Annotated in this window: 21 protein-coding genes; 7 read left to right on the forward strand and 14 right to left on the reverse strand. The window is 60.8% G+C overall.

Annotated features, from left to right (window positions below):
* Positions 1–37: 37 nt before the first annotated feature.
* Complete coding sequence (locus ACSQ87_RS18270; protein ID WP_008149783.1) at positions 38–658, reverse strand: TetR/AcrR family transcriptional regulator; 621 nt, start codon at positions 656–658, stop codon at positions 38–40.
* A gap of 140 nt (positions 659–798) precedes the next feature.
* On the opposite strand from ACSQ87_RS18270, the gene copC reads away from it, so the two are divergent.
* The 6 genes from copC to ACSQ87_RS18300 all read left to right on the forward strand — a co-directional run bounded on the left by copC (position 799) and on the right by ACSQ87_RS18300 (position 6,664).
* Entirely contained in the window at positions 799–1,164 is a 366-nt protein-coding gene (gene copC, locus ACSQ87_RS18275) for a copper homeostasis periplasmic binding protein CopC (RefSeq protein WP_223430878.1), read from the forward strand.
* 3 nt (positions 1,165–1,167) lie between these two features.
* Positions 1,168–2,028, forward strand: coding sequence for a copper homeostasis membrane protein CopD (copD, locus tag ACSQ87_RS18280; RefSeq protein ID WP_223430879.1), 861 nt, complete (start codon positions 1,168–1,170; stop codon positions 2,026–2,028).
* Between the two features lie 251 nt (positions 2,029–2,279).
* Positions 2,280–3,578 carry an OprD family porin gene (locus tag ACSQ87_RS18285; RefSeq protein WP_436274007.1) on the forward strand — a complete coding sequence of 433 codons (1,299 nt, stop codon included), beginning with the start codon at positions 2,280–2,282 and terminating at the stop codon, positions 3,576–3,578.
* A gap of 286 nt (positions 3,579–3,864) precedes the next feature.
* Complete coding sequence (locus ACSQ87_RS18290; protein ID WP_436274008.1) at positions 3,865–4,689, forward strand: NAD-dependent epimerase/dehydratase family protein; 825 nt, start codon at positions 3,865–3,867, stop codon at positions 4,687–4,689.
* Positions 4,690–4,742: 53 nt separating this feature from the next.
* Positions 4,743–5,633, forward strand: a complete 891-nt coding sequence (locus ACSQ87_RS18295) for an SMP-30/gluconolactonase/LRE family protein (RefSeq protein ID WP_436274009.1) — start codon at positions 4,743–4,745, stop codon at positions 5,631–5,633.
* Between the two features lie 155 nt (positions 5,634–5,788).
* Positions 5,789–6,664 carry an aldose 1-epimerase gene (locus ACSQ87_RS18300; protein WP_436274010.1) on the forward strand — a complete coding sequence of 292 codons (876 nt, stop codon included), beginning with the start codon at positions 5,789–5,791 and terminating at the stop codon, positions 6,662–6,664.
* Here the strand turns inward: ACSQ87_RS18300 and ACSQ87_RS18305 are convergent.
* From ACSQ87_RS18305 to pedF, 13 genes are all read right to left on the reverse strand, one after another.
* Complete coding sequence (locus ACSQ87_RS18305) at positions 6,649–8,376, reverse strand: hybrid sensor histidine kinase/response regulator (RefSeq protein ID WP_436274011.1); 1,728 nt, start codon at positions 8,374–8,376, stop codon at positions 6,649–6,651. The genes ACSQ87_RS18300 and ACSQ87_RS18305 overlap by 16 nt on opposite strands.
* Positions 8,360–9,523 (reverse strand): alcohol dehydrogenase-like regulatory protein ErcA, encoded by a 1,164-nt coding sequence (gene ercA, locus ACSQ87_RS18310; protein WP_008149766.1) that lies wholly within the window; start codon positions 9,521–9,523, stop codon positions 8,360–8,362. Before ercA ends, ACSQ87_RS18305 begins: the two co-directional genes overlap by 17 nt.
* A gap of 244 nt (positions 9,524–9,767) precedes the next feature.
* On the reverse strand, positions 9,768–10,910 hold the full coding sequence (gene pqqE, locus ACSQ87_RS18315) for a pyrroloquinoline quinone biosynthesis protein PqqE (protein ID WP_223430885.1): 1,143 nt from the start codon (positions 10,908–10,910) through the stop codon (positions 9,768–9,770).
* Positions 10,888–11,160: a pyrroloquinoline quinone biosynthesis peptide chaperone PqqD gene (gene pqqD, locus ACSQ87_RS18320; RefSeq protein ID WP_046048900.1), complete on the reverse strand. Its 273-nt coding sequence runs from the start codon at positions 11,158–11,160 to the stop codon at positions 10,888–10,890. The genes pqqE and pqqD overlap by 23 nt, the downstream gene beginning before the upstream one ends.
* Entirely contained in the window at positions 11,157–11,909 is a 753-nt protein-coding gene (gene pqqC, locus ACSQ87_RS18325; RefSeq protein ID WP_436274012.1) for a pyrroloquinoline-quinone synthase PqqC, read from the reverse strand. The genes pqqD and pqqC overlap by 4 nt, the downstream gene beginning before the upstream one ends.
* A 131-nt stretch (positions 11,910–12,040) precedes the next feature.
* Positions 12,041–12,955 (reverse strand): pyrroloquinoline quinone biosynthesis protein PqqB, encoded by a 915-nt coding sequence (gene pqqB, locus ACSQ87_RS18330; RefSeq protein ID WP_436274013.1) that lies wholly within the window; start codon positions 12,953–12,955, stop codon positions 12,041–12,043.
* A gap of 55 nt (positions 12,956–13,010) precedes the next feature.
* Complete coding sequence (gene pqqA / locus ACSQ87_RS18335) at positions 13,011–13,082, reverse strand: pyrroloquinoline quinone precursor peptide PqqA (protein WP_003253598.1); 72 nt, start codon at positions 13,080–13,082, stop codon at positions 13,011–13,013.
* A 291-nt stretch (positions 13,083–13,373) separates the two neighbouring features.
* Positions 13,374–14,894: an acetaldehyde dehydrogenase ExaC gene (gene exaC, locus ACSQ87_RS18340; protein ID WP_223430888.1), complete on the reverse strand. Its 1,521-nt coding sequence runs from the start codon at positions 14,892–14,894 to the stop codon at positions 13,374–13,376.
* A gap of 295 nt (positions 14,895–15,189) precedes the next feature.
* Complete coding sequence (locus ACSQ87_RS18345) at positions 15,190–16,965, reverse strand: PQQ-dependent methanol/ethanol family dehydrogenase (RefSeq protein ID WP_415768735.1); 1,776 nt, start codon at positions 16,963–16,965, stop codon at positions 15,190–15,192.
* Positions 16,966–17,239: 274 nt separating this feature from the next.
* Complete coding sequence (locus tag ACSQ87_RS18350) at positions 17,240–18,178, reverse strand: quinoprotein relay system zinc metallohydrolase 1 (RefSeq protein ID WP_436274014.1); 939 nt, start codon at positions 18,176–18,178, stop codon at positions 17,240–17,242.
* A 16-nt stretch (positions 18,179–18,194) separates the two neighbouring features.
* A complete protein-coding gene (locus ACSQ87_RS18355) occupies positions 18,195–18,956 on the reverse strand; it encodes a quinoprotein dehydrogenase-associated SoxYZ-like carrier (protein ID WP_436274015.1) in 762 nt (253 codons plus the stop codon).
* Positions 18,956–19,831 carry a substrate-binding periplasmic protein gene (locus ACSQ87_RS18360; protein ID WP_223430891.1) on the reverse strand — a complete coding sequence of 292 codons (876 nt, stop codon included), beginning with the start codon at positions 19,829–19,831 and terminating at the stop codon, positions 18,956–18,958. Before ACSQ87_RS18360 ends, ACSQ87_RS18355 begins: the two co-directional genes overlap by 1 nt.
* Positions 19,832–19,834: 3 nt before the next feature.
* Positions 19,835–20,296 carry a cytochrome c-550 PedF gene (gene pedF, locus ACSQ87_RS18365; RefSeq protein ID WP_223430892.1) on the reverse strand — a complete coding sequence of 154 codons (462 nt, stop codon included), beginning with the start codon at positions 20,294–20,296 and terminating at the stop codon, positions 19,835–19,837.
* A 315-nt stretch (positions 20,297–20,611) separates the two neighbouring features.
* Here pedF and ACSQ87_RS18370 point away from each other — a divergent pair, with 315 nt between their 5' ends.
* On the forward strand, positions 20,612–21,796 hold the full coding sequence (locus ACSQ87_RS18370; protein ID WP_223430893.1) for an ABC transporter substrate-binding protein: 1,185 nt from the start codon (positions 20,612–20,614) through the stop codon (positions 21,794–21,796).
* Positions 21,797–21,822: the final 26 nt, after the last annotated feature.

Below are 21,822 nucleotides of genomic sequence, written 5' to 3' on the forward strand. Positions count from 1 at the left end.
CCTGCTCGCGATGAGGCCAGCAGCAACACCGCAAAGCTCAAGGTTCCAACCCAATCCCGCGCAAGATCACACTCGTCACCGTCTGCACCGCCCGCTCGAACTGCATGTCCGACAACGGCTGATGATCATTCAGAATATTCACCTGATGATCAAAGTCGGCGTAATGCTGGGTCGACGCCCAGATCATGTACAGCAGGCTCGAAGGCTCCACCGGCAGGATGCGTTTGTCGTCCACCCACTGGCGAATTTTCGCTTCTTTCATCTTGGCCCAGTCGTACAGACTCACGTCCAGCTTCTCACCCAGAGTCGGTGCACCATGGATGATTTCGTTGGCCCAGACTTTGGAGCCATAAGGCCGGCTGCGGGAGTGGTTCATCTTGGCGCGGATGTAGCTGCTGAGCACCACGCGCGGGTCGTCGAACATCTCGAAGCACAGCGCGTCCTGTTTCCACACTTCCAGCAAACCCAACAGCACCGCGCTGTACAGCTCACTCTTGGTGCTGAAGTAGTAATGCAGGTTGGAGCGCGGCAGTTGCACTTCGGCGGCGATGTCGGCCATGGCGGTGCCGCCGAAACCTTTTTCGGCGAACACCTTTTCGGCCCCCAACAGAATTTTCTCGACGTTACTGCGACGAATCTCGATCTTGTGATTGCCCATGAGGGCTCCCTGACAACAGCGTTGCTCAAGACTAGCATCCGCTCTAGCTCGCGGCGACAAGGGAAAACGAAACTTCGTACACACAGCTTCGCGCAGGTAAACTGACCGCCTTTTCGAACCCGCCTCAGAGGTATTCCACGATGCTGCTCAAGAAAACCCTGACCACCGTCGCCCTGCTCGGCTCGCTGTTCGTCGCTTCGTCGGTGTTTGCCCACGCCCATCTGAAAAGCCAGACCCCGGCCGCCGACAGCACGGTGACCGCGCCGTCGGAACTGCGCCTGGTGTTTTCCGAAGGCGTTGAAGCGACCTTTTCCAAAGTCACGATCAGCAAGGACGGTGCCGACGTGGCGGTGAAAAGCCTCGCCACCGAAGGCAGCGACAAGAAAACCCTGATCGTCACCCCGGCCGCACCATTGGCAGCGGGTGCTTACAAAGTCGAATGGCACGCGGTGTCGGTCGATACCCACAAAAGCGAAGGCGCCTATAACTTCAAGGTTGGCCAGTAATTCATGACGAGCGCGATGGTGCTGTGCCGCTTCCTGCATTTCACCGTCGTGCTGATGCTGTTCGGGGTCTGGGTGTTCAGGCCTCTGCTGGTTAATGGCGACGCTGGAAATCTGGATCAGCGACTGACGAAGACAAGCCGCTGGATGGCGGCGGTGGCGTTGGTCACTGGCGTTAGCTGGTTGCTGCTGATCACCGCCAGCATGGCCGGTTCGTGGGACGCGGCATTCGATCCATCGACCCTGCGATTGGTGCTGGGCAATACATTTTTCGGCCAGGTCTGGCGCTGGCACCTGCTGCTCAATGCGTTGTTGGTCGCGCTGCTGATGACGCCCCTGCGTTCAAACCTGCCCCTGCGAATCGGCCTCGCCAGCCTGCTGCTGGCCACCCTCGCCCCGGTCGGCCACGGAGCCATGCTCGACGGCCTCAACGGCCAATTGCTGATCCTCAATCAAATCATTCACCTGACCTGCGTCGGCGCCTGGCTCGGCGGCTTGATGCTGTTGGTGATGATCCTGCGGCAGCCGACAGAGCATTCAATCAAAGCGACCTTGCAACGCTTCAGCGGCGTTGGTTACGTCTTGGTGGCGGGGTTGGTGATGACCGGGCTGATCAATGTTCGGGTCCTCACCGGGCAGTTCTGGCCGACGCCGTTGCTGTCCGGGTTTGCGCTGATTCTGTTGATCAAGGTTGTGTTGGTCGCCGCGATGCTGGGGCTGGCGTTGTTCAATCGGCTGCGGATCAACGACTGCGAGCAGCGTCCGACAGCTCTGACAAGTAGTGTAATTCTTGAATGGTTGCTGGGAATGGGAGCGGTGGCTGCCGTTTCTTTACTCGGCACGATGCCGCCGATGATCACTGGCTAAAACGCCAATCCCTGTGGGAGCGGGCTTGCTCGCGAAAGCGGCGTCACATTCAACACATTGGCTGACTGGCAGACCGCCTTCGCGAGCAAGCCCGCTCCCACAGGGTTTCTGCGACAAACCATAAAACCGAGCCAAGTCATCGTACAACTTCTGATTGACATTCCCCGTAACACTTGCAAATAATCCGCCCCAATGTTGTACGACGACGTATAACAAAAAATAAAAACAACAAGAAACACGGGAGCGTCACTGTGAGCAAGCTCGTCCGCAATTCCTCCGTCTGCACCCCTCGCCCAACCTTCGCACGCCGTCACACCCTGAGCCTGATCGGTTGCAGCAGCCTGGCCCTCGCCTTGCCCATGACCAGTCATGCCGAAGGTTTCGTCGATGACGCCAAAGCCACGCTGAACCTGCGCAACTTCTACATCAACCGCAACTTCACGAACCCGGCCTACCCGCAGGGCAAGGCTGAAGAGTGGACGCAAAGCTTCATCCTCGACGCCAAATCCGGATTCACCCAAGGCCCCGTTGGTTTCGGCATGGATGTGCTGGGCCTGTACTCGGAAAAACTCGACGGCGGCAAAGGCACGGGCGGCACCTCGTTGCTGCCGATTCATGACGACGGCCGCCCGGCCGACAACTTCGGGCGCCTGGGTGTGGCGCTGAAAGGGAAAATCTCGAAAACCGAATTGAAGGTCGGCGAATGGATGCCGGTGTTGCCGATCCTGCGCTCCGACGACGGTCGCTCGCTGCCGCAAACCTTCCGCGGTGGTCAAGTGACGTCCACCGAGATCAGTGGCCTGACGCTCTACGGCGGCCAGTTCCGCGCCAACAGCCCGCGCAACGATGCGAGCATGGAAGACATGTTCATGAACGGCAAATCCGCGGCCTTCACCTCGGACCGTTTCAACTTTGGCGGCGGCGAATATGCGTTCAACGAGAAGCGCACCCAGGTCGGTGTCTGGTACGCGCAACTCAGCGACATTTATCAGCAGCAGTATTTCAACCTGAGCCACAGCCAGCCCATCGGCGACTGGACCCTCGGCGCCAACCTTGGCTACTTCATCGGCAAGGAAGACGGCAGCGCCCTGGCTGGCGACCTCGACAACAAAACCGCGTTCGCCATGCTCTCGGCCAAATACGGCGGCAACACCTTCTTCGTCGGCCTGCAAAAACTCACCGGCGACGATGTCTGGATGCGGGTCAACGGCACCAGCGGCGGCACCCTGGCCAACGACAGCTACAACTCCAGCTACGACAACGCCAAGGAAAGATCCTGGCAACTGCGCCACGACTACAATTTTGTGGCGCTCGGCATTCCCGGCCTGACGATGATGAACCGCTACATCAGCGGCGATAACGTGCACACAGGCACCATCACCGACGGCAAGGAATGGGGCCGCGAGTCAGAACTGGCTTACACCGTACAGAGCGGCGCGCTGAAGAACCTCAACGTCAAATGGCGTAACGCGTCGATCCGCAAGGACTTCAGCACCAACGAATTCGACGAAAACCGCATTATCATCAACTACCCGATCTCGTTGCTGTAAGCCGGATCTTTGTAGCAGCTGGCGAAGCCTGCGTTCGGCTGCGCAGCAGTCGTAAAATCAGCCGACGCGGTGCATCAGGAAAATCACCTGTGTAGGGTTTACGACTGCTGCGCAGCCGAACGCAGGCTTCGCCAGCTGCTACATCGAGCGCGGGGCGGCCAGACCCTTCGTCAATTTCAATTGATGTGTCGTTGACAACCACCAGAAAGGCTAACGATACTTCGAACTAGTCGTACGACAACCTACAACAATTTCAACAACAATGACTGCTTGTTCAGGGACTTCCATGACCATCACACCTAACGCCCGCGTTCCTTTCAATCGTCTCCTCCTGACCGGTGCCGCCGGTGGCCTCGGCAAAGTCCTGCGCGAACGCCTGCGGCCCTATGCCAATGTGATTCGCCTGTCGGACATCGCCGACATTGCCCCGGCCATCGATGACCGTGAAGAAGTCGTGCCCTGCGACCTGGCAGACAAGCAAGCAGTCCATCAGCTGGTTGAAGGCGTGGACGCGATCCTGCACTTTGGTGGCGTATCAACGGAGCACTCGTTCGAAGAGATCCTCGGCGCCAACATCTGCGGCGTGTTCCACATCTATGAAGCCGCTCGCCGCCATGGTGTGAAGCGGGTGATTTTCGCCAGTTCCAACCACGTGATCGGCTTCTATAAGCAGGATGAAGTCATCGACGCCCACTCCCCTCGCCGCCCGGACAGCTACTACGGCTTGTCCAAGTCCTACGGCGAAGACATGGCCAGTTTCTACTTCGATCGCTACGGCATCGAGACTGTCAGCGTGCGCATTGGCTCCTCGTTCGCGGAACCGCAGAACCGCAGAATGATGAGCACCTGGTTGAGCTTCGGCGACCTGACTCAATTGCTCGAATGCGCGCTGTACGCCCCCAATGTCGGTCACACCGTGGTCTACGGCATGTCCGATAACAAGAACGTCTGGTGGGACAACCGATTCGCCACCTGCCTGGGTTATGAACCTCAGGACAGCTCCGAAGTGTTCCGCGAAAAAGTCGAAGCCCAACCGATGCCGGCCGCTGATGACCCGGCACGGGTTTACCAGGGTGGAGCGTTTGTCGCGTCCGGCCCGTTCGGCGACTGAACCCGCGCACATCACTTGATCCCGACAACAAAAACCTGAGGGGATGAGCTGTCATGCAAGCCGAATTGATTGTCGATGCCCGCAACGCGGTCGGTGAATGCCCGGTCTGGGTGCCCGAGGAAAACGCCCTGTATTGGGTTGATATTCCCGTCGGAGGCCTGCAACGCTGGAGCGCCGAAACCGGCCATGTTCACGCATGGACAGCACCAGAAATGCTCGCCTGCATTGCACGTCACCGCGACGGCGGCTGGGTTGCCGGGATGGAAAGCGGGTTCTTTCATCTGCACCCGCATAACGATGGCAGCCTCGACAGCAACCTCCTGGCTCCGGTCGAACACGCCCGCACAGATATGCGCCTGAACGATGGTCGCTGCGATCGTCAGGGGCGCTTCTGGGCCGGCAGCATGGTGCTGAACATGGGCGCCAACGCTGCCGACGGCACGCTTTATCGCTACAGCGCCGGGCAACGCGGGCCACTCGAGGCGCAACTCAGCGGGTTTATCGTGCCCAACGGCCTGGGTTTCAGCCCGGACGGGCGAACGATGTACCTGTCTGACTCTCATCCCTTGGTCCAGCAAATCTGGGCCTTTGATTACGACATCGACAGCGGCACTCCGTCCAACCGCCGGCTGTTTGTCGACATGCATCAATTCCCCGGTCGTCCCGACGGGGCGGCGGTCGATGCCGAAGGCGGCTACTGGATTTGCGCCAATGACGCCGGGCTGATTCACCGTTTCACGCCCGATGGCCGACTGGACCGTTCCCTCGCCGTACCGGTGAAAAAACCGAGCATGTGCGCCTTCGGCGGCAGTCGCCTGGACACATTGTTCGTGACCTCGATCCGTCCCGGCGACGACCATGACGAACAGTCACTGGCCGGCGGTGTGTTCGCCCTCAATCCCGGGGTAAAAGGCTTGCCGGAGCCGTTGTTCAAGGATTGCTGATCACTTGTGGCGAGGGGGCTTGCCCCCGTTCGGCTGCGCAGCAGTCGTAATTCAGCCAACTCGGTAGTACTGAAAATGTAGGGGGTCGCTTCGCAACCCAACGGGGGCAAGCCCCCTCGCCACAAAAGCCTTTCAATGAGCCAGTAAAAATCAACATGACACCAATAATTCTGGAACTCAAAGACGAATTCACCCACCTCACCCTCGCCCCGGAACTCGGTGGCAGCATCGTCAACTGGAGCGTGCGCGGCACGGGTCTGCCGCTGTTGCGCCACAGCGATGCCCACGCGCTGAACACCGGTCTGCCCGGCAAACTCGGCTGTTTTCCCTTGGCGCCGTGGTCGAACCGAATTTCAGAAGGCGGCTTTGAATGCCCCGAGGGCTGGCTGGCACTGACACCCAACAGCCTCACCGATCCCATGCCGATTCACGGCAGCGCCTGGCAACAGCCGTGGCAGGTGGTTTCGCAGACGCGCGATGAAGTCGTCCTGCAACTCGACAGCACCACGCCCTTCGCCTATCGCGCCCGGCAACGATTCCATCTGAGCGATGGCAAGCTGAGCATTGAGCTTAAGGTCACCCATCTGGCCGAAAGCCCGGCCTGGCATGGGCTCGGTTTGCATCCTTACTTTCCGCGTACCACGGGCACCCAGTTGCAGGCGCAAGCCCGGCACGTCTGGTTGTGTGACGGGACCAAACTGCCGACACACCTCAGTGCATTGCCAGCCGAATGGGATTTCCAGTCACTCAAGGGGTTGCCCGAGACATTGGTCGACAACGGCTTCTGCGAATGGGACGGCCGCTGTCTGATTCGCCAGCCAGCGTTGGGTTATGAACTGGAATGCCACGCCACCGGCAGCGATTACTTCCTGCTCTACTGCCCAGTGGGCCTGGATTTTTTCTGTATCGAACCGGTAAGCCACCCGGTCAACGCGCATCACCTGCCCGGTCGACCGGGGTTGCGATTGCTGGAGCAAGGCGAGTCAGCCGAGCTCGGTTTCAGCCTGCACTATCGCTACCCCAGCAACTGACTCAGCACCGCACGCAACTTGCCGGGTTTCACCGGTTTGTTCAGCAGCGGTGCGTCGAGTCGCTGCAATGAGCGCCGACACTGATCCGTGCGGTCGGCAGTGATGATGACCGCTGGAATCGCCTGGTGGTAATGCTCACGCAAATGCCTGACCACATCACAGCCCACCACCCCGTGATCGAGGTGGTAGTCCGCCAGAATCAGTTCCGGCGGTCGCCCCTGCAAGGCGGCCAGTGCAGAGAATTCATCGGTGGCCGTCACCACCTCGCAGCCCCACTGCCCGAGCAGCGCGCTCATGCTTTCGAGGATGCTCACTTCGTTGTCCAGCACCAGCAAACGCCGGCCCGGCAACGGATTCCCCGTTCCTGGCTGTGGTGCCACCAGGCTGATCGGCAGCGGAATTTCATGGGAAATCGGCACGTCGATGCTGAACATCGAACCGCGCCCCGGCAACGAATGAACCCCGACTTTATAGCCGAGGATCTTGGCGATGCGTTCAACGATGGCCAGCCCCAGGCCCACTCCCTTGCGGTCGGCGGCACGGCCGACGTCCAGTTGGTTGAACTCGAGGAAGATCGAATCCAGTCGGTCCGCCGCGATCCCGCGCCCGGTGTCCCAGACTTCCAGGCGCAGCATTTCACCGCGGCGTCTGGCACCCAGCAGGATGCTGCCCTCGTCGGTGTAGCGGCAGGCGTTGCTGAGGAAATTGCGCAGAATCCGCGTCATCAGGCGCAAGTCAGTGCTGATGGCGTAATCGCCCATGTGCACCCGCAGGTTCAATCCTGCGGCTTGCGCCACTGACTGGAACTCCGACACCAGCGGCGCGAGCAATTCATCGAGGCGGTACAGCGCAATGTCCGGCTTGACCGCCGCCTGATCGAGCCGGGAAATATCCAGCAAATCGGTGAGCAAATCTTCCGCCCCTTCCAGCGCCTGATGCGTACGCTCCACCAGCACCTGCTCGACATCGGGTAGCTTGCGTTCGCGCAGGGTCGAGATCAGCAAACGCGCGGCATTGAGCGGTTGCAGCAGGTCATGACTGGCGGCGGCGAGGTATTTGTCCTTGCTGCGATTGGCGGCCTCGGCGGCGTCCCGGGCATCGCGCAAGGCTTCGGCGATCTGTTTACGCTGGGTGATCTGCTGTTGCAGGTTACGGTTGGCTTCCAGCAACTCGTCGGTGCGCGCGGTGACGCGCTGCTCCAGTTCGTCGTTGAGTTGCTGCAGGCGCTGCTGGGCGAGTTTGCGCTCGGTGATGTCGGCGACAAACCCTTCCACCAGCCCTTCCTGATCGGGCTTGAGCAACAGGTTCATCAGCACGTCGAGGCTGCTGCCATCCTTGCGCCGCAATTGGGTTTCATAGCCATGCAGGCTGCCCTGGTGCCTGAGGATTTCGCCGATATTTTCCAGTTCCTGTGCACCACCGACAAACAGGTTACTTGCCAGATCCGCCAGGGAAAACAGCACTTCCTGGGGATTGTCGTAGCCGAGCATCCGCGCCAGGGCCGGGTTGGCGGCACGCATGCCTTCCAGGAGGCTGGCCTGAAAGATCCCGTGGACCGCGTTCTCGAACAGCCATTTGTAGCGATTGCGTTCGGCCTCCAGCTCGTCGAGGCGCGCAGCCAATTCCGGGTAATGACTTTTGCGCGCCGAGTGGCTGCCTAATCCCAGTAACCCCGCCAGCGCCCGTTGCTGTTCGTCAGAGGGCTTCGCCATAGACGACCTCGACATCACGCTGACTGGACTCGCGCGGGTTGGTGAGGATGCACGGATCGTGCATGGCGTGTTGCGACAGGAACGGAATGTCCGCGGTGCTGACCCCGTGCAGTCCGAGGGTTTCGTGGAAGCCGATGGCGTGCTTCAGAGCGATCAGGTGTTCGACCAGACGCCCGCAAATCTGCCGGTGATTGAGGCCACGGCAATCGATGCCAAAGGTCTCGGCGATCACCTTGAAGCGCTCCGGTGCGGAGCTGTAGTTGAACGCCACCACGTGTTCCACCAGCACCGCGTTGCACAAGCCATGAGGCAAGTCGAGAAAGCCACCGAGGCTGTGGGACATGGCATGCACCGCACCGAGGATCGCGTTGGAGAACGCCAGCCCGGCCTGCATGCTGCCGAGCATGATTTTCTCGCGCAGGGCGATATCGTTGGGGTTGGCGATCATCTGCACCAGGTTGCCGTTGATCAGGCGCATCGCCTCCAGCGCATGGGGGTCGGTCAATGGCCCGTGACCGGTGGAAACAAACGCTTCGATGGCATGCACCAACGCATCGATGCCGGTACAGGCCGACAGGAACGGGTCCATGCTCAGGGTGGTTTCCGGGTCGATCAGCGACACGTCCGGGACCACCGCCTTACTGACGATGGAGAACTTCATGCGTTCTTGCTGGTTGGAGATGATCACGAATTGCGAGACATCGGCCGAGGTGCCAGCGGTGGTCGGGATCAGGATCAGCGGTGGGCTCGGGACGCGGATGGTGTCCACGCCTTCGAATTCAAGGATGCTGCGCCCATGGGCGACGACAATGCCGATGCCTTTGCCGCAATCCATCGGGCTGCCGCCACCGACGGCCACGATCACATCGCAATGGTTTTCCCGGTACAGATCGGCGCCGAGCATCACTTCTTCGACCCTTGGGTTGGGCGAAACCGCGCTGTACAGGACGTACTCGATGCCCTGGGCTTGCAGGCTGGCCTCGACATCGGCGACCCAACCGGCGGCAATCACACCGGGGTCGCTGACCAGCAGGACCTTGCGGGCACCAAAGGTTTTGGCGCAATTGCCGACGTTGTGCCGGCAGCCGGCACCAAAGATGATTTCAGGCGAAACGAATTTACGCAGCTGACTAAGACTCTGGCTCATTGGAAAGCCTGTTTTTATTGTTTTGGAAGGTAACGTCCACACTAAAGCATCCGGCTGTGAATGCAATCAGACCAATGGGTAGCAGGCTGGGGTGTACTCAAATCTTGTACCCACCGCAGATCCCCTGTGGGAGCGGGCTTGCTCGCGAAAGCGGTGGGTCAGTCGACATCAATGTTGCATGTAATGCAGCCTTCGCGAGCAAGCCCGCTCCCACAGGGATTCGCGTTGGACGCAACGTCTGGATTCATCCTCGGTAGATCAGTCGCGAAGCCTTCTCGTTACGCAACGTCAGGTGTTCCATGCCCAGCCCCGGTGCGTCGGCTTCCTCGCGGGCCTTGAGAATCACACCGTGATGCGATGACTTGCTGCACACCGGGTCCGCATTGGCCGCGTCACCGGTCAACATGAATGCCTGGCAGCGGCAACCACCCAGATCCTTGTGCTTTTCATCGCAGGAGCGGCACGGTTCCTTCATCCAGTCGTCGCCACGAAAGCGATTGAAACCGAAAGAATCAGTCCAGATGTGCTCGATGCTGTACTCGCGCACGTTGGGAAACTGCACCGGCAACTGTCGGGCGCTGTGGCAAGGCAACGCTGTGCCGTCGGGGGTGATGTCGAGAAACAGATTGGCCCAGCCGTTCATGCAGGTCTTGGGGCGTTCTTCGTAGTAATCCGGGGTGACGAAGATCAGCTTGCACGGGTGGCCCTGCGCCTCAAGACGCTCGCGATATGAGTGGGTGATGCGCTCGGCACGCTGCAATTGTTCGCGCGTGGGCAACAGGCCAACCCGGTTGAGCTCGGCCCAGCCGTAGAACTGGCAGGTCGCCAATTCGACGAAATCCGCTTCCAGTTCCAGGCACAAATCGATGATCTGTGCGATCTGGTCGATGTTGTGCCGATGGGTGACGAAGTTCAGCACCATCGGGTAGCCCTGGGCCTTTACCGCCCGGGCCATCGCCAGTTTCTGCGCGAAGGCCTTGCGCGAGCCGGCGAGCATGTTGTTCACCGCTTCGTCGGCGGCCTGGAAGCTGATCTGGATGTGGTCCAGCCCCGCGACCTTGAAATCGCGCACTTTCTGCTCGGTCAGGCCGATGCCCGAGGTGATCAGGTTGGTGTAGTAACCCATGTCCCGGGCAGCCTTGATCAGTTCGGCCAGGTCTTGACGAACCAACGGCTCGCCGCCGGAAAAACCCAGTTGCGCGGCGCCCATCTCCCGGGCTTCGCGGAACACCCGGATCCATTCTTCGGTGCTCAACTCTTCGCCTGATTGGGCAAAGTCCAGCGGGTTGGAGCAATACGGGCATTGCAGCGGGCAACGATAGGTCAACTCCGCCAACAGCCACAGCGGCGGACCCGGACGCGAGTCACTCGATCCAGAATTGAGCATGGGCCACCTCCAGAAACGCCAGCACATCTTCGTCGATCCCCGGTACGCCGGGGAAACTCTCAGACAGTCGATCAATGATCGCCGCAACGCTGCGCTGGCCGTCCACCAGATCGAGGATCTGCCCGGCACTGGTGTTGAGTTTGATCATGCCTTCGGGGTACAGCAGCACGTGACAGTCCTGACGAGGTTCCCATTGCAGGCGAAAACCCTGGCGCAGCGACGGTGATTGCTCGCGGTTAATCAGGCTCACAGGGCAATCCCCCGGTGCCAGACTTGGTCCGTGGTGACGGTGTGATACGGCGGGCGCTCCAGCTCGTAGGCCATGCTCATGGCGTCGAGCATGCTCCACAGCACATCGAGCTTGAATTGCAGGATTTCCAGCATGCGTTGCTGGCCTTCGACTGTGACGTAGTGCGCCAGGGTGATGCGCAAACCATGCTCGACATCCCGTCGCGCCTGACTCAGGCGATTACGGAAATAGTCGTACCCGCCGACGTCGATCCACGGGTAATGGGCCGGCCAGGCATCGAGCCGGGATTGGTGGATCTGTGGCGCAAACAGCTCGGTCAGCGAACTGCTGGCGGCTTCCTGCCAACAGGCGCGACGGGCGAAATTGACGTAGGCATCCACGGCGAAACGGACACCGGGCAGCACCAATTCCTGTGAAAGGATTTGCTCGCGATCCAGCCCCACCGCTTCGCCCAGCCGCAGCCAGGCTTCGATGCCGCCTTCGCTGCCGGGCACGCCGTCGTGATCGAGGATTCGTTGCAGCCATTCCCGGCGTACGTCGCGGTCCGGGCAGTTGGCAAGAATCGCGGCGTCCTTCAGGGGGATGTTCACCTGGTAGTAGAAGCGATTGGCAACCCAGCCTTGAATCTGCTCGCGACTGGAGCGCCCGGCGTACATGGCTTGGTGGAACGGATGATGGATGTGGTAGAAGGCGCCTTTGGCGCGCAGGGCCGCTTCGAATTCGGTGGGGGTCATTGCTTTGTCAGTCATTGCGGTTCTCCTGGTAGCTCTGCGGTGTTTGCTCTGGCGCCTTCGTCGGAACGCCGCCCGGACCAAGCCCGCTCCCACAGTGGAACGCGGCACCCTTGTGGGAGCGGGCTTGCTCGCGAAGGGGCCATCCGCTACAGCTCAATACTCATGCCGTCAAACGCCACTTCGATCCCGCGCCGCTCCAGCAGCGCCCGCTCGGCCGAGTCTTCATCAAGGATCGGGTTGGTGTTGTTGATGTGGATCAGCACCTTGCGCTGGCGGGTGAAGCCTTCAAGGATTTCGAGCATGCCGCCAGGGCCGCTTTGCGACAGGTGACCCATTTCACTGCCCAGGTTCTGGCCGACTTCGCAGACTCGCATCTCGTCGTCGCGCCACAAGGTGCCGTCCAGCAACAGACAATCGGCGCGTTGCATCCAGCTCAGCACCTCGTCGTCGACCTGTCCCAGGCCCGGCGCATAGAACAGCGAAGCACCGCTGCGTCGGTCTTCGATAAACAAGCCGATGGTGTCGCCCGGCTGCGGATTGCCGCGATTGGGGGAGTACGGCGGTGCGTTGCTGACCAAGGGGATCGCGCGAAATCGCAGGTGTGCGCAAGCGGTGATGCTGAACGGCTCGCGGTCGAGCCCGACCGGTTGCCACTGCAACCCGCCGTTCCAATGCTTGAGCATGGTGAACAACGGGAAGCCGCTGCTCAGGTCTTCATGGACGCGTTCGGTGCACCAGACCGAATGCGGGCAGCCTTCGCGCAGACTCAACAGGCCGGTGCAATGGTCGATCTGGCTGTCCAGCAGGACGACGCCGGCAATCGCCGTGTCACGAACCCGGCGCGCCGGTTGCAGCGGCGCGAAACTCTCGAGTTGCGCGCGAATGTCCGGTGAAGCATTGCAAAGCACCCAATCCACACCGTTGTCGCTCAGGGCAATCGAGGACTGGGTCCGGCGTTGGGCCCGCAGGCTGCCATTGCGCATCGCGGCGCACTGGCGGCAGTTGCAATTCCATTGCGGAAAACCACCGCCAGCGGCGGATCCGAGAACGCGAATGTGCATGGGCAATGCTCCAAAAGGCAGGCCCGGCCAACGCAACAGCTGGCCGGGTGAACAATCAGCGGTTGGCGAAATACATCGTCACTTCGAAGCCAATGCGCAGATCGGTAAACGCGGGTTTAGTCCACATGGGTCAATCCTCTTCTTATGCCGGACGATTCCGGTAAAGCCATTAATGCACGGGGCGCCATGCACCCGAATGCTACTTTCGAACGAGGTGGCGGCGTGCATTGGTAGGGGGTGCGCGGGGTTTTCCGGTACACACAAAACCAATGTGGGAGCGGGCTTGTGTGGCGAGGGGGCTTGCCCCCGTTGGGTCGCGAAGCGGCCCCAAAAAATGGGACTGCTGCGCAGTCCAACGGGGGCAAGCCCCCTCGCCACAAAAGCTCGCTCCCACAGGTTCTTCAGTGTGCTTGCGAGGTTAGAAGAACCCCATCGGATTGATGTCGTAGCTCACCAGCAGGTTTTTGGTCTGCTGATAATGGTCGAGCATCATCTTGTGGTTTTCACGGCCGACGCCGGACTTCTTGTAGCCACCAAACGCGGCGTGGGCCGGGTACAGGTGGTAGCAGTTGGTCCAGACACGCCCGGCCTTGATCGCCCGGCCCATGCGGTAGGCACGGTTGATGTCGCGGGTCCACAGACCGGCGCCGAGGCCGAACTCGCTGTCGTTGGCAATCGCCAGGGCTTCGGCTTCGTCCTTGAAGGTGGTGATACCCACCACCGGGCCGAAGATTTCTTCCTGGAACACGCGCATTTTGTTGTGGCCCTTGAGCAGGGTCGGCTGGATGTAATAACCCGTCGACAAGTCGCCCTCAAGACGCTCGGCCGCGCCGCCGGTGAGCAGCTCGGCGCCCTCTTCCTGGGCTATTTTCAGGTACGAAAGGATCTTGTCGTATTGCTGCTCGGACGCCTGGGCGCCGACCATGGTGTCGGTGTCCAGCGGGTTGCCGCGCTTGATGTTGACGATCTTCTTCATCACCACTTTCATGAAGTCGTCGTAGATCGACTCCTGCACCAGCGCTCGCGATGGACAGGTGCAGACTTCGCCCTGGTTGAAGAACGCCAGCACCAAACCTTCGGCGGCCTTCTCGATGAACTGCGGCTCGGCTTGCATGATGTCTTCGAAGAAAATGTTCGGCGACTTGCCGCCCAATTCGACAGTGCTCGGAATGATGTTCTCGGCCGCGCATTTCATGATGTGCGCGCCAATCGGGGTGGAACCGGTGAAGGCGATCTTGGCGATGCGCTTGCTGGTGGCCAACGCCTCACCCGCTTCGCGACCAAAACCCTGAACGATGTTCAGCACACCGGCCGGCAGCAAGTCGGCGATCAGCTCAGCGAAAACCATGATCGACAGCGGCGTCTGCTCGGCGGGTTTGAGTACCACGCAGTTACCGGCGGCCAGGGCCGGGGCGAGTTTCCAGGCAGCCATCAGCAGCGGGAAGTTCCACGGAATGATCTGCCCAACCACGCCCAAGGGCTCGTGGAAGTGATAGGCGGTGGTCAGCTCGTTGATCTCGGCGGCACCGCCCTCTTGAGCGCGGATGCAACCGGCAAAGTAACGGAAGTGATCGGCGGCCAGCGGCACGTCAGCGTTGAGGGTTTCGCGCACGGCTTTGCCGTTGTCCCAGGTTTCGGTGACGGCGAGGATTTCCAGATTCTGTTCGATGCGGTCGGCGATTTTCAGCAGCACCAGGGAGCGGTCCTGCGCCGAGGTTTTGCCCCATGCATCGGCGGCGGCATGCGCTGCGTCGAGGGCTTTTTCGATGTCGGCGGCGCTGGAGCGAGGGAATTCGGCGATCACTTCACCGGTGACCGGCGAAGAATTGGTGAAGTACTCACCATTGACCGGGGCGACGAACTCGCCGCCGATGAAATTGCCGTAGCGCGGTTTGAAGGTAACGACGGCGCCAGGTGTGCCGGGTTGTGCGTAGATCATGGTGGGCCTCTGTCTGGGTCGATGCCTGTCGGGCAAACAGGCGATGAACCGATAGTAGAGAGCCCTGCGCGTCAGACGAATGCGCCGTTGGCAGGAGGACTCTCGTTATTTGGTAGTAGATTTGCCCACATCTATGTGGCAAATCCCCTTGAAGGAGCGAGCTTGTGTGGCGAGGGGGCTTGCCCCCGTCGGGTCGCGGAGCGGCCCCAAAAAATGGGACTGCTGCGCAGTCCAACGGGGGCAAGCCCCCTCGCCACAAAGGCTCGCTCCCACAGGGTTATGTGGTGGACTGGGGTTAGTGCTTGGCGACCAGGTCTTTCGGCAGCTTGAACGTCCAGAGCATGCCGCCCTGGTTGAAGTCCTTGATGCGCTTGGCCACTTCGCCGCCCCACAAAGGAACAGCACCGCCCCAACCGGACAGCACCGAGACGTATTGTTCGCCGTCCATTTCCCAGGTCACAGGCGAGCCGAGTACGCCGGAGCCGGTCTGGAATTCCCAGACTTTCTCGCCAGTCTTGGCATTGAACGCTTGGAGGAAACCTTCCGGCGTGCCGGTGAACACCAGATTGCCCTTGGTGGTCAGCACTCCGCCCCACAGCGGCGCGAAGTTCTTGTGGCGCCAGACTTCCTTGCCGGTTTTCGGGTCAATGGCGCGCAGCACGCCGATGTAGTCTTCATTCAATGGCTTGATGGTGAAACCGGCACCGAGGAACGCCGCGCCTTTCTTGTAGGCGATGCCTTCGTTCCAGATGTCCATGCCCCATTCGTTGGACGGCACGTAGAACAGCCCGGTGTCCTTGTTGTAGGCCATCGGCATCCAGTTTTTCGCGCCGAGGAATGCCGGTGCTACGAATACCGAACTGCCTTTGGCTTCGGTGCCGGGCGCGCCTGGGCGGCTGGCTTCGTTGTAGATCGGCCGGCCCTCTTTATCCAGGCCGGTAGCCCAGGTGATTTTGTCCACGAACGGGAAGCCGCGAATGAATTTGCCATTGGTGCGGTCCAGCACGTAGAAGAAGCCGTTACGGTCAGCGGTCGCGGCGGCTTTGATCTCTTTGCCGCCTTCGGTGTAGTTGAACGAGACCAGCTCGTTTACGCCGTCATAGTCCCAGCCGTCATGAGGCGTGCTCTGGAAGTGCCACTTGATAGTGCCGTCGTCCGGGTTGAGCGCCAGACGCGACGACGAGTAGAGGTTATCGCCAGGACGCAAATGCGAGTTCCACGGCGCCGGGTTGCCGGTGCCGAACAGCAGCAGATTGGTTTCCGGGTCGTAGTAACCGCCAAGCCAAGGGGCGGCGCCGCCGGTTTTCCAGAGATCGCCGGGCCAGGTCTTGCCGGCTTCGCCGCCGGAGATGCCGTTCTCTACCGCTTTGCCGTCCTTGTAGGTGTAGCCCATGTGGCCTTCGACGGTTGGCCGGGTCCACAGCAGGTCGCCGTTTTTCGGGTCGTAGGCTTCGATTTTGCCAACCACCCCGAACTCGCCGCCGGCGACACCGGTGATCAGTTTGCCGTTGATTACCAACGGCGCGGCACTGATCGAATAGCCTTCCTTGTGGTCGGCAACTTTCTTGCTCCAGACGACTTTGCCGGTGTCTTTGTTCAGGGCCACGAGCTTGGCGTCGAGGGTGCCGAAGATCACCAGGTCGCCGTACAGCGCGACACCACGGTTGATCACGTCACAGCAAGGGCGGATGTCATCGGGCAGGCGCGCATCGTATTGCCAGAGCTTCTTGCCGGTGCGTGCGTCCACCGCAAACACCCGCGAGTAGGAACCGGTCATGTACATCACGCCGTCCTTGATCATCGGCTGTGCTTGCTGACCGCGTTGTTTTTCACCGCCGAAGGAGAACGCCCAGACCGGCCGCAAGTCCTTCACGTTGTTGACGTTGAGCGTATCCAGCGGACTGTAGCGTTGACCCTGGACGCCCAGACCGTTGGTGACGATCTGCTCCGGGTTCTTGGGGTCCTGGAGGATGTCTTTATCAGTGACGCCGGCCAATGCCGAGCCAGACAACAGCATGGCACTGAGCAGCACGCTCAAGACGAAGGGTTGGCGACGTGCGGGTTGGGTCATGACGGCTACCTCTGCAGTTTTTGTTATACCCGGGAAATTTTCCCGGTCTGGTGCAGATTCTTGGGCGCCGCCGCCCTTGGAACAATTGCCCGCAGTGCTGAGATTGCTAGTTCCTTAGTACCGGGTCGGAGGAGATGGACACCGAAATTCGTGATCGACAGTGATCTAATGTGGGAGCGGGATTGCTCGCGAAGGGGCCTTCACATTCAACAATGATGTCGGCTGATACACCGCCTTCGCGAGCAAGCCCGCTCCCACAGGGGATTTGTGTTGATCATTTGCTCGCGGCGGAATCGACACGGGGCATTTGTGCGCGCTCGTAATGCGGGTACAAATGGCTGACGCTGCGGATCAACTCGTAGCGGCTCAGAGTGATCCCGGCAAACCGTTCGGGAATGGGGCTGCGGATCATTTCGGCCATATCACTACCGTTGGCGGCGCCATCGCGCATCAACTGGTCGAGCCAGCCGAGGTAGTCGCGCATTTGCTCGAACGGCTGCTGATCGCTGGCCACCGGTCCATGGCCGGGGACGATCAGCGTCCACGGCAGGCCTTGAAGGGTGGCGATGTCCGCCAGCCACACCGCCAACCCCGGACTGTTGGGCGTGGTCAGCGCCCGTTGGTAAAACACCAGATCCCCGGCAAACAGCACACCGGTTTTCTGGTCGAGAATAACCAGATCCGCACCCGTGTGCCCACCCAGGCCCAGCAGACGTAGATCGTGATTCCCAAAACTTTGCACGCCAGGCGTCAGCGTGCGGGTCGGCAACACCACTTCGGTGCCGCGCATCCAGTCGCCCACCAGGCGATACATATTCTCGGCCATGGCATCGCCCTGCTGATGCAGCAGCTCAGTAGTGCCGGCCAGCGCACCGATCGGCACATCACTGAAGGCCTGGTTGCCGAGTACATGATCAGGATGATGATGAGTCAGCAGCACCTCGATCACCGGTTTATCGGTGATCGAGGCAATCGCCTTGCGCATCGCTTCGCCGTAGCGTTTCGACGGCCCGGTGTCGATCACCACCACACCCTGTTCGGTGACGATGAACGCGGTGTTGACGATGTTGCCGCCATTGGTCTTGGCAAAATTGTCGGTGCTGCCTTCCAGCAGCCAGGTGTCTTCGGCGATCTGCCGGGGCTTGAGTGAGTAGTCGAGCTCGGCCAGAACTGGCAGGCTCAAACTCATGAACAACAGCAGCATCCAGCGCATCACGCGCTCCTTTGGGTCAGGGTATGGCCGCATCGAATTGATTGCCGCTGTTGTCGCGCAGCATCAGGCGCGTCTGCCCTGCCCCTTCTATATCAAAGGCCAGGTTGGGGTTTTCGCTAACGGCGGGAAACAACTCAAGACGGGCCAACAGCTGATCGTTCTGATCCCGCAGTTCGGCATGGTTGATGAAGAATTCCGGAATGCCGCTGACCATGCCGTTGTCCATCGGGTGCGCCACCTGCAAGCGCACGCGACTGAATTCGCCACGGGGATAACGACCGCCCAGCACTTCGCCGATGTGGTCTTCCCAGCCCGGCTGAGTGCGCACCACACTCGGCGCCGTGCAACCGCCGCCCGCTGCATCGATCAACGTCGAGCCGACATGCCACAGCCCATCACGGGTCAGCACTGCCGCGCGCAACGGCGTGGCCTGTTCGATACGGATGCGGATCGACAGCCAGGGCAGCACGCGGTCCAGCGGCTGGAAATCGACAATTTTCGGCAAAGGGTTGAGTTCAGCCCAGGCGAGGATTTTCACCACCTCGCCCTTGAACGCTCGCGCGTCGATTTCCAGCGGCACTTGCCGGGCGTCTTCGGCGAACGGCGGCGCCAGCAGCTTGACCCGATCGTCGAACACGAACGGCGCATCGCCGAGCATCTGCTTGTGATAGAAGGCCCACATTACCGAGGGCACCGGGTCTTTGCCCGGATCGATGTCCACGGCGTGCGCGGCGATGGGTAACCAACAGGCCAACAGACAACTCGCTCGCCAGTTCACTATTGATACATCTCGGGCACGTCATAGCGCAGGCCGTAATGGCCATAAATGGTTTTGACAGCGCCCTCACGGATCAAGGCTTCCAGCGCCTCTTCCACGGCATAGGCCAGTTGACGGTTGCTTTCATGCACCGCCATGCCGATCTCCCACAGCTGCTTGCCCATGTTCGGGTAGGCGTTTTCCGCCAGCGCCACTTGGGGGTCCGCCGCTTCATGCACTTGCCAATCGATCTCGCCGCGCATGGCCATGACCGCGTCGACTTCACCGGCCTTCATGGCGGCAAATGCCTGGGGCACCCCGGGGTAGTGATGGGTTTTGGCGGCGAGCATGCCGCTGAACACCGAGGTCAGGTAGAACGACGGCACGCTGTCGACTTCGACGCCGATCGGGTGGTGCTCGAACACCGCGACGCTACCGACCTTGTCCAGGCGACGGCGATCATAGGCGACCTGCCATTGTTCGTTCTGGTACGGCCCGAACATCACCACATGGCCGTTTTCCAGCTCACCCAGTTCATTGCGTTTTTGCGCGTAATCGCGGTCGTACGGCACGCGCATCATCAGGTCGGCCAGTTGCAGATCGTGCAACTGACTGGCGCGCCAGATGTAATCGCGCAGGTCGTCATCGAGCTTCTCGCCGGCGGGTGCCCAAATCAACGTCAGGCGCACGCCGAGAGCCTTGGCCAACGCTTCGGCGAGTTCGACATCAACGCCACGGGCCTGGCCGGCGTCTTCAAAACTGTAGGGGGCGAAGTCCTTGTAGACCGCCACTTTCAGTTCCCTGGCGGCGATCATTTCGTCATAGGTACGGACCTGCGCCTGCACTGCCTGGCAGCACAGCAACACAGCACTGATCAACACAGCGAGCAGGCGCATGGGTTATTCCTCGACGTGAACACTGTCCAGGTAAGTGCGTACCGCCCACAAAGCTTCCTGGCTCAGGTAGTCGGCCATCTTCGGCATGTAGACCCGGCCGTCACGCACGGCGCCGTGGCGCACGCGTTCGACGAACCACTCATCACCGGCATCAGCGACATCGAGCATGCGCAAATCGGGGGCGATACCGCCGGATTTGGCTTCCAGGCCATGGCAGGCCGCACAGTTCTGGTTGTACGCCGAGGAGCCGATTTCCAGGGCCTTATCATGTTCCGGCGAAGTGCGGTAAGGGTTCACCGATGCCCAACCATCGGCATCGACCGGTACGCCAGCGTCCTTGATCGGAGTCAGGCCCGGGGTGGCGACAGCCTGGGGGACCACGTTGCCGTGAGCCCAGACGGAACCTGCGCTGATAAAGCCGGCCAGCAGACCAGCAACGAGTAAGGCGTTGCGTTTTGTTGTCATTGTTATGCCCTCTTGATTGCACGCAAAACCTCTTTGAAGAGGCTATGGCACCCATCTTAGGAAGGGCTTCGCACAAGCCCCATGCTGCTTTGGTGGCCGCCGCCTAGTTCCTTGGTAGTAGGGCTTGTGGCGCACACCTGAATCAGGTGCCGTAAGGGAAGTGCGTGGGAACGATCATCGCCCCGGTGTCGCGGGCAAAACCAGCAACGGCGCGGGGCGATTTACTACCTTGGTACTGGCTCACTGGTACTTTCTGCATATTTCCTTCTGCCTCACAGCGTTCCTATGCTGGCGCTACCTGTAATGGAGTGCCTTATGCGCCAGCTTGCCCCTTACGCCCTGATCTACCTGTTGGCGATTGCCTGCGCCGCCGGGCTGGCGACCCAGAGCCAGGCTGCGGACGCGCCGTTGCAGGTGCAGATCGGTTACCTGGGCTATCGCCCTGATCCGGGCCCGTTGCTGTCGAACGTCATTCCCGAGCCGGTCGATGCCGGGTTGCGTGGCGCCGAACTGGCGATCACTGACAGCAACAGCACCGGGCGTTTCCTCAACCAGAGCTACAGCCTGGTGAGCGCCAACGTCGACAATCCGGATGCCCTGGTCGAAGCGGCCAAGGCTCAACATGAACAAGGTCTGCGTCTGTTTGTCGTCAACGCACCGGCCGCCAGCCTGCGCCGGCTCAGCGCCGTGCTGCCCGACAGCTTGCTGTTCAACGCCGGCAGCCCCGACGACAGCCTGCGCACCACCGATTGCCTGCCGAACGTGCTGCACAGCCTGCCGAGTCGGGCGATGCTCGCCGATGCTTTGGCGCAATTTCTGGTGGTGCGCAAATGGCAACGGGCGCTGCTGATCGTCGGCCCGACCCCGGACGATCAAGCCTATGCCGCCGCCCTGCGCCGCGCGGCCAAACGCTTCGGCCTGAAACTGGTCGCGGAAAAAGCCTGGAGTTTCGACAACGATCAGCGTCGCAGCGCCCAGGCCGACATGCCGCTGTTCACCCAAACCGCTGAGTACGACGTGGTGCTGGTGGCGGATGAGCGCGGTGATTTCGGCGAATACGTGCCCTACCAGACCTGGTACCCACGGCCGGTCGCCGGCACGCAGGGGCTGACCCCGGTGGGCTGGCACAAAACCGTGGAAACCTACGGCGCCGCCCAGTTGCAGAAACGCTTCGAAGCCCTGACCGGGCGCTGGATGAATGACCGCGATTTCGCGGCCTGGATCGCGGTGCGCAGCATTGCCAGTGCCGTGAGCAAACTGCGTCAGGTCGATGCGATGGCGATCCGTACGCTTGAAATCAGCGATCAATTACCGCTGGACGGCTTCAAGGGTCGCAAGCTCAGTTATCGGCCGTGGAACGGCCAGTTGCGCCAACCCATTCCCATCGTGCAGCCACGGGCGCTAGTCAGCACGTCGCCGCAAGACGGCTTCCTGCACCCCTTCAACGAGATGGACAGCCTCGGTTACGACAAGCCCGAGGTCAGCTGCCGCTTTCCCTGATCCCACCTCCACAACAATTACAAAAA

The organism is Pseudomonas sp. LjRoot277 (assembly GCF_964253845.1).
Classification (GTDB): Bacteria; Pseudomonadota; Gammaproteobacteria; order Pseudomonadales; family Pseudomonadaceae; genus Aquipseudomonas.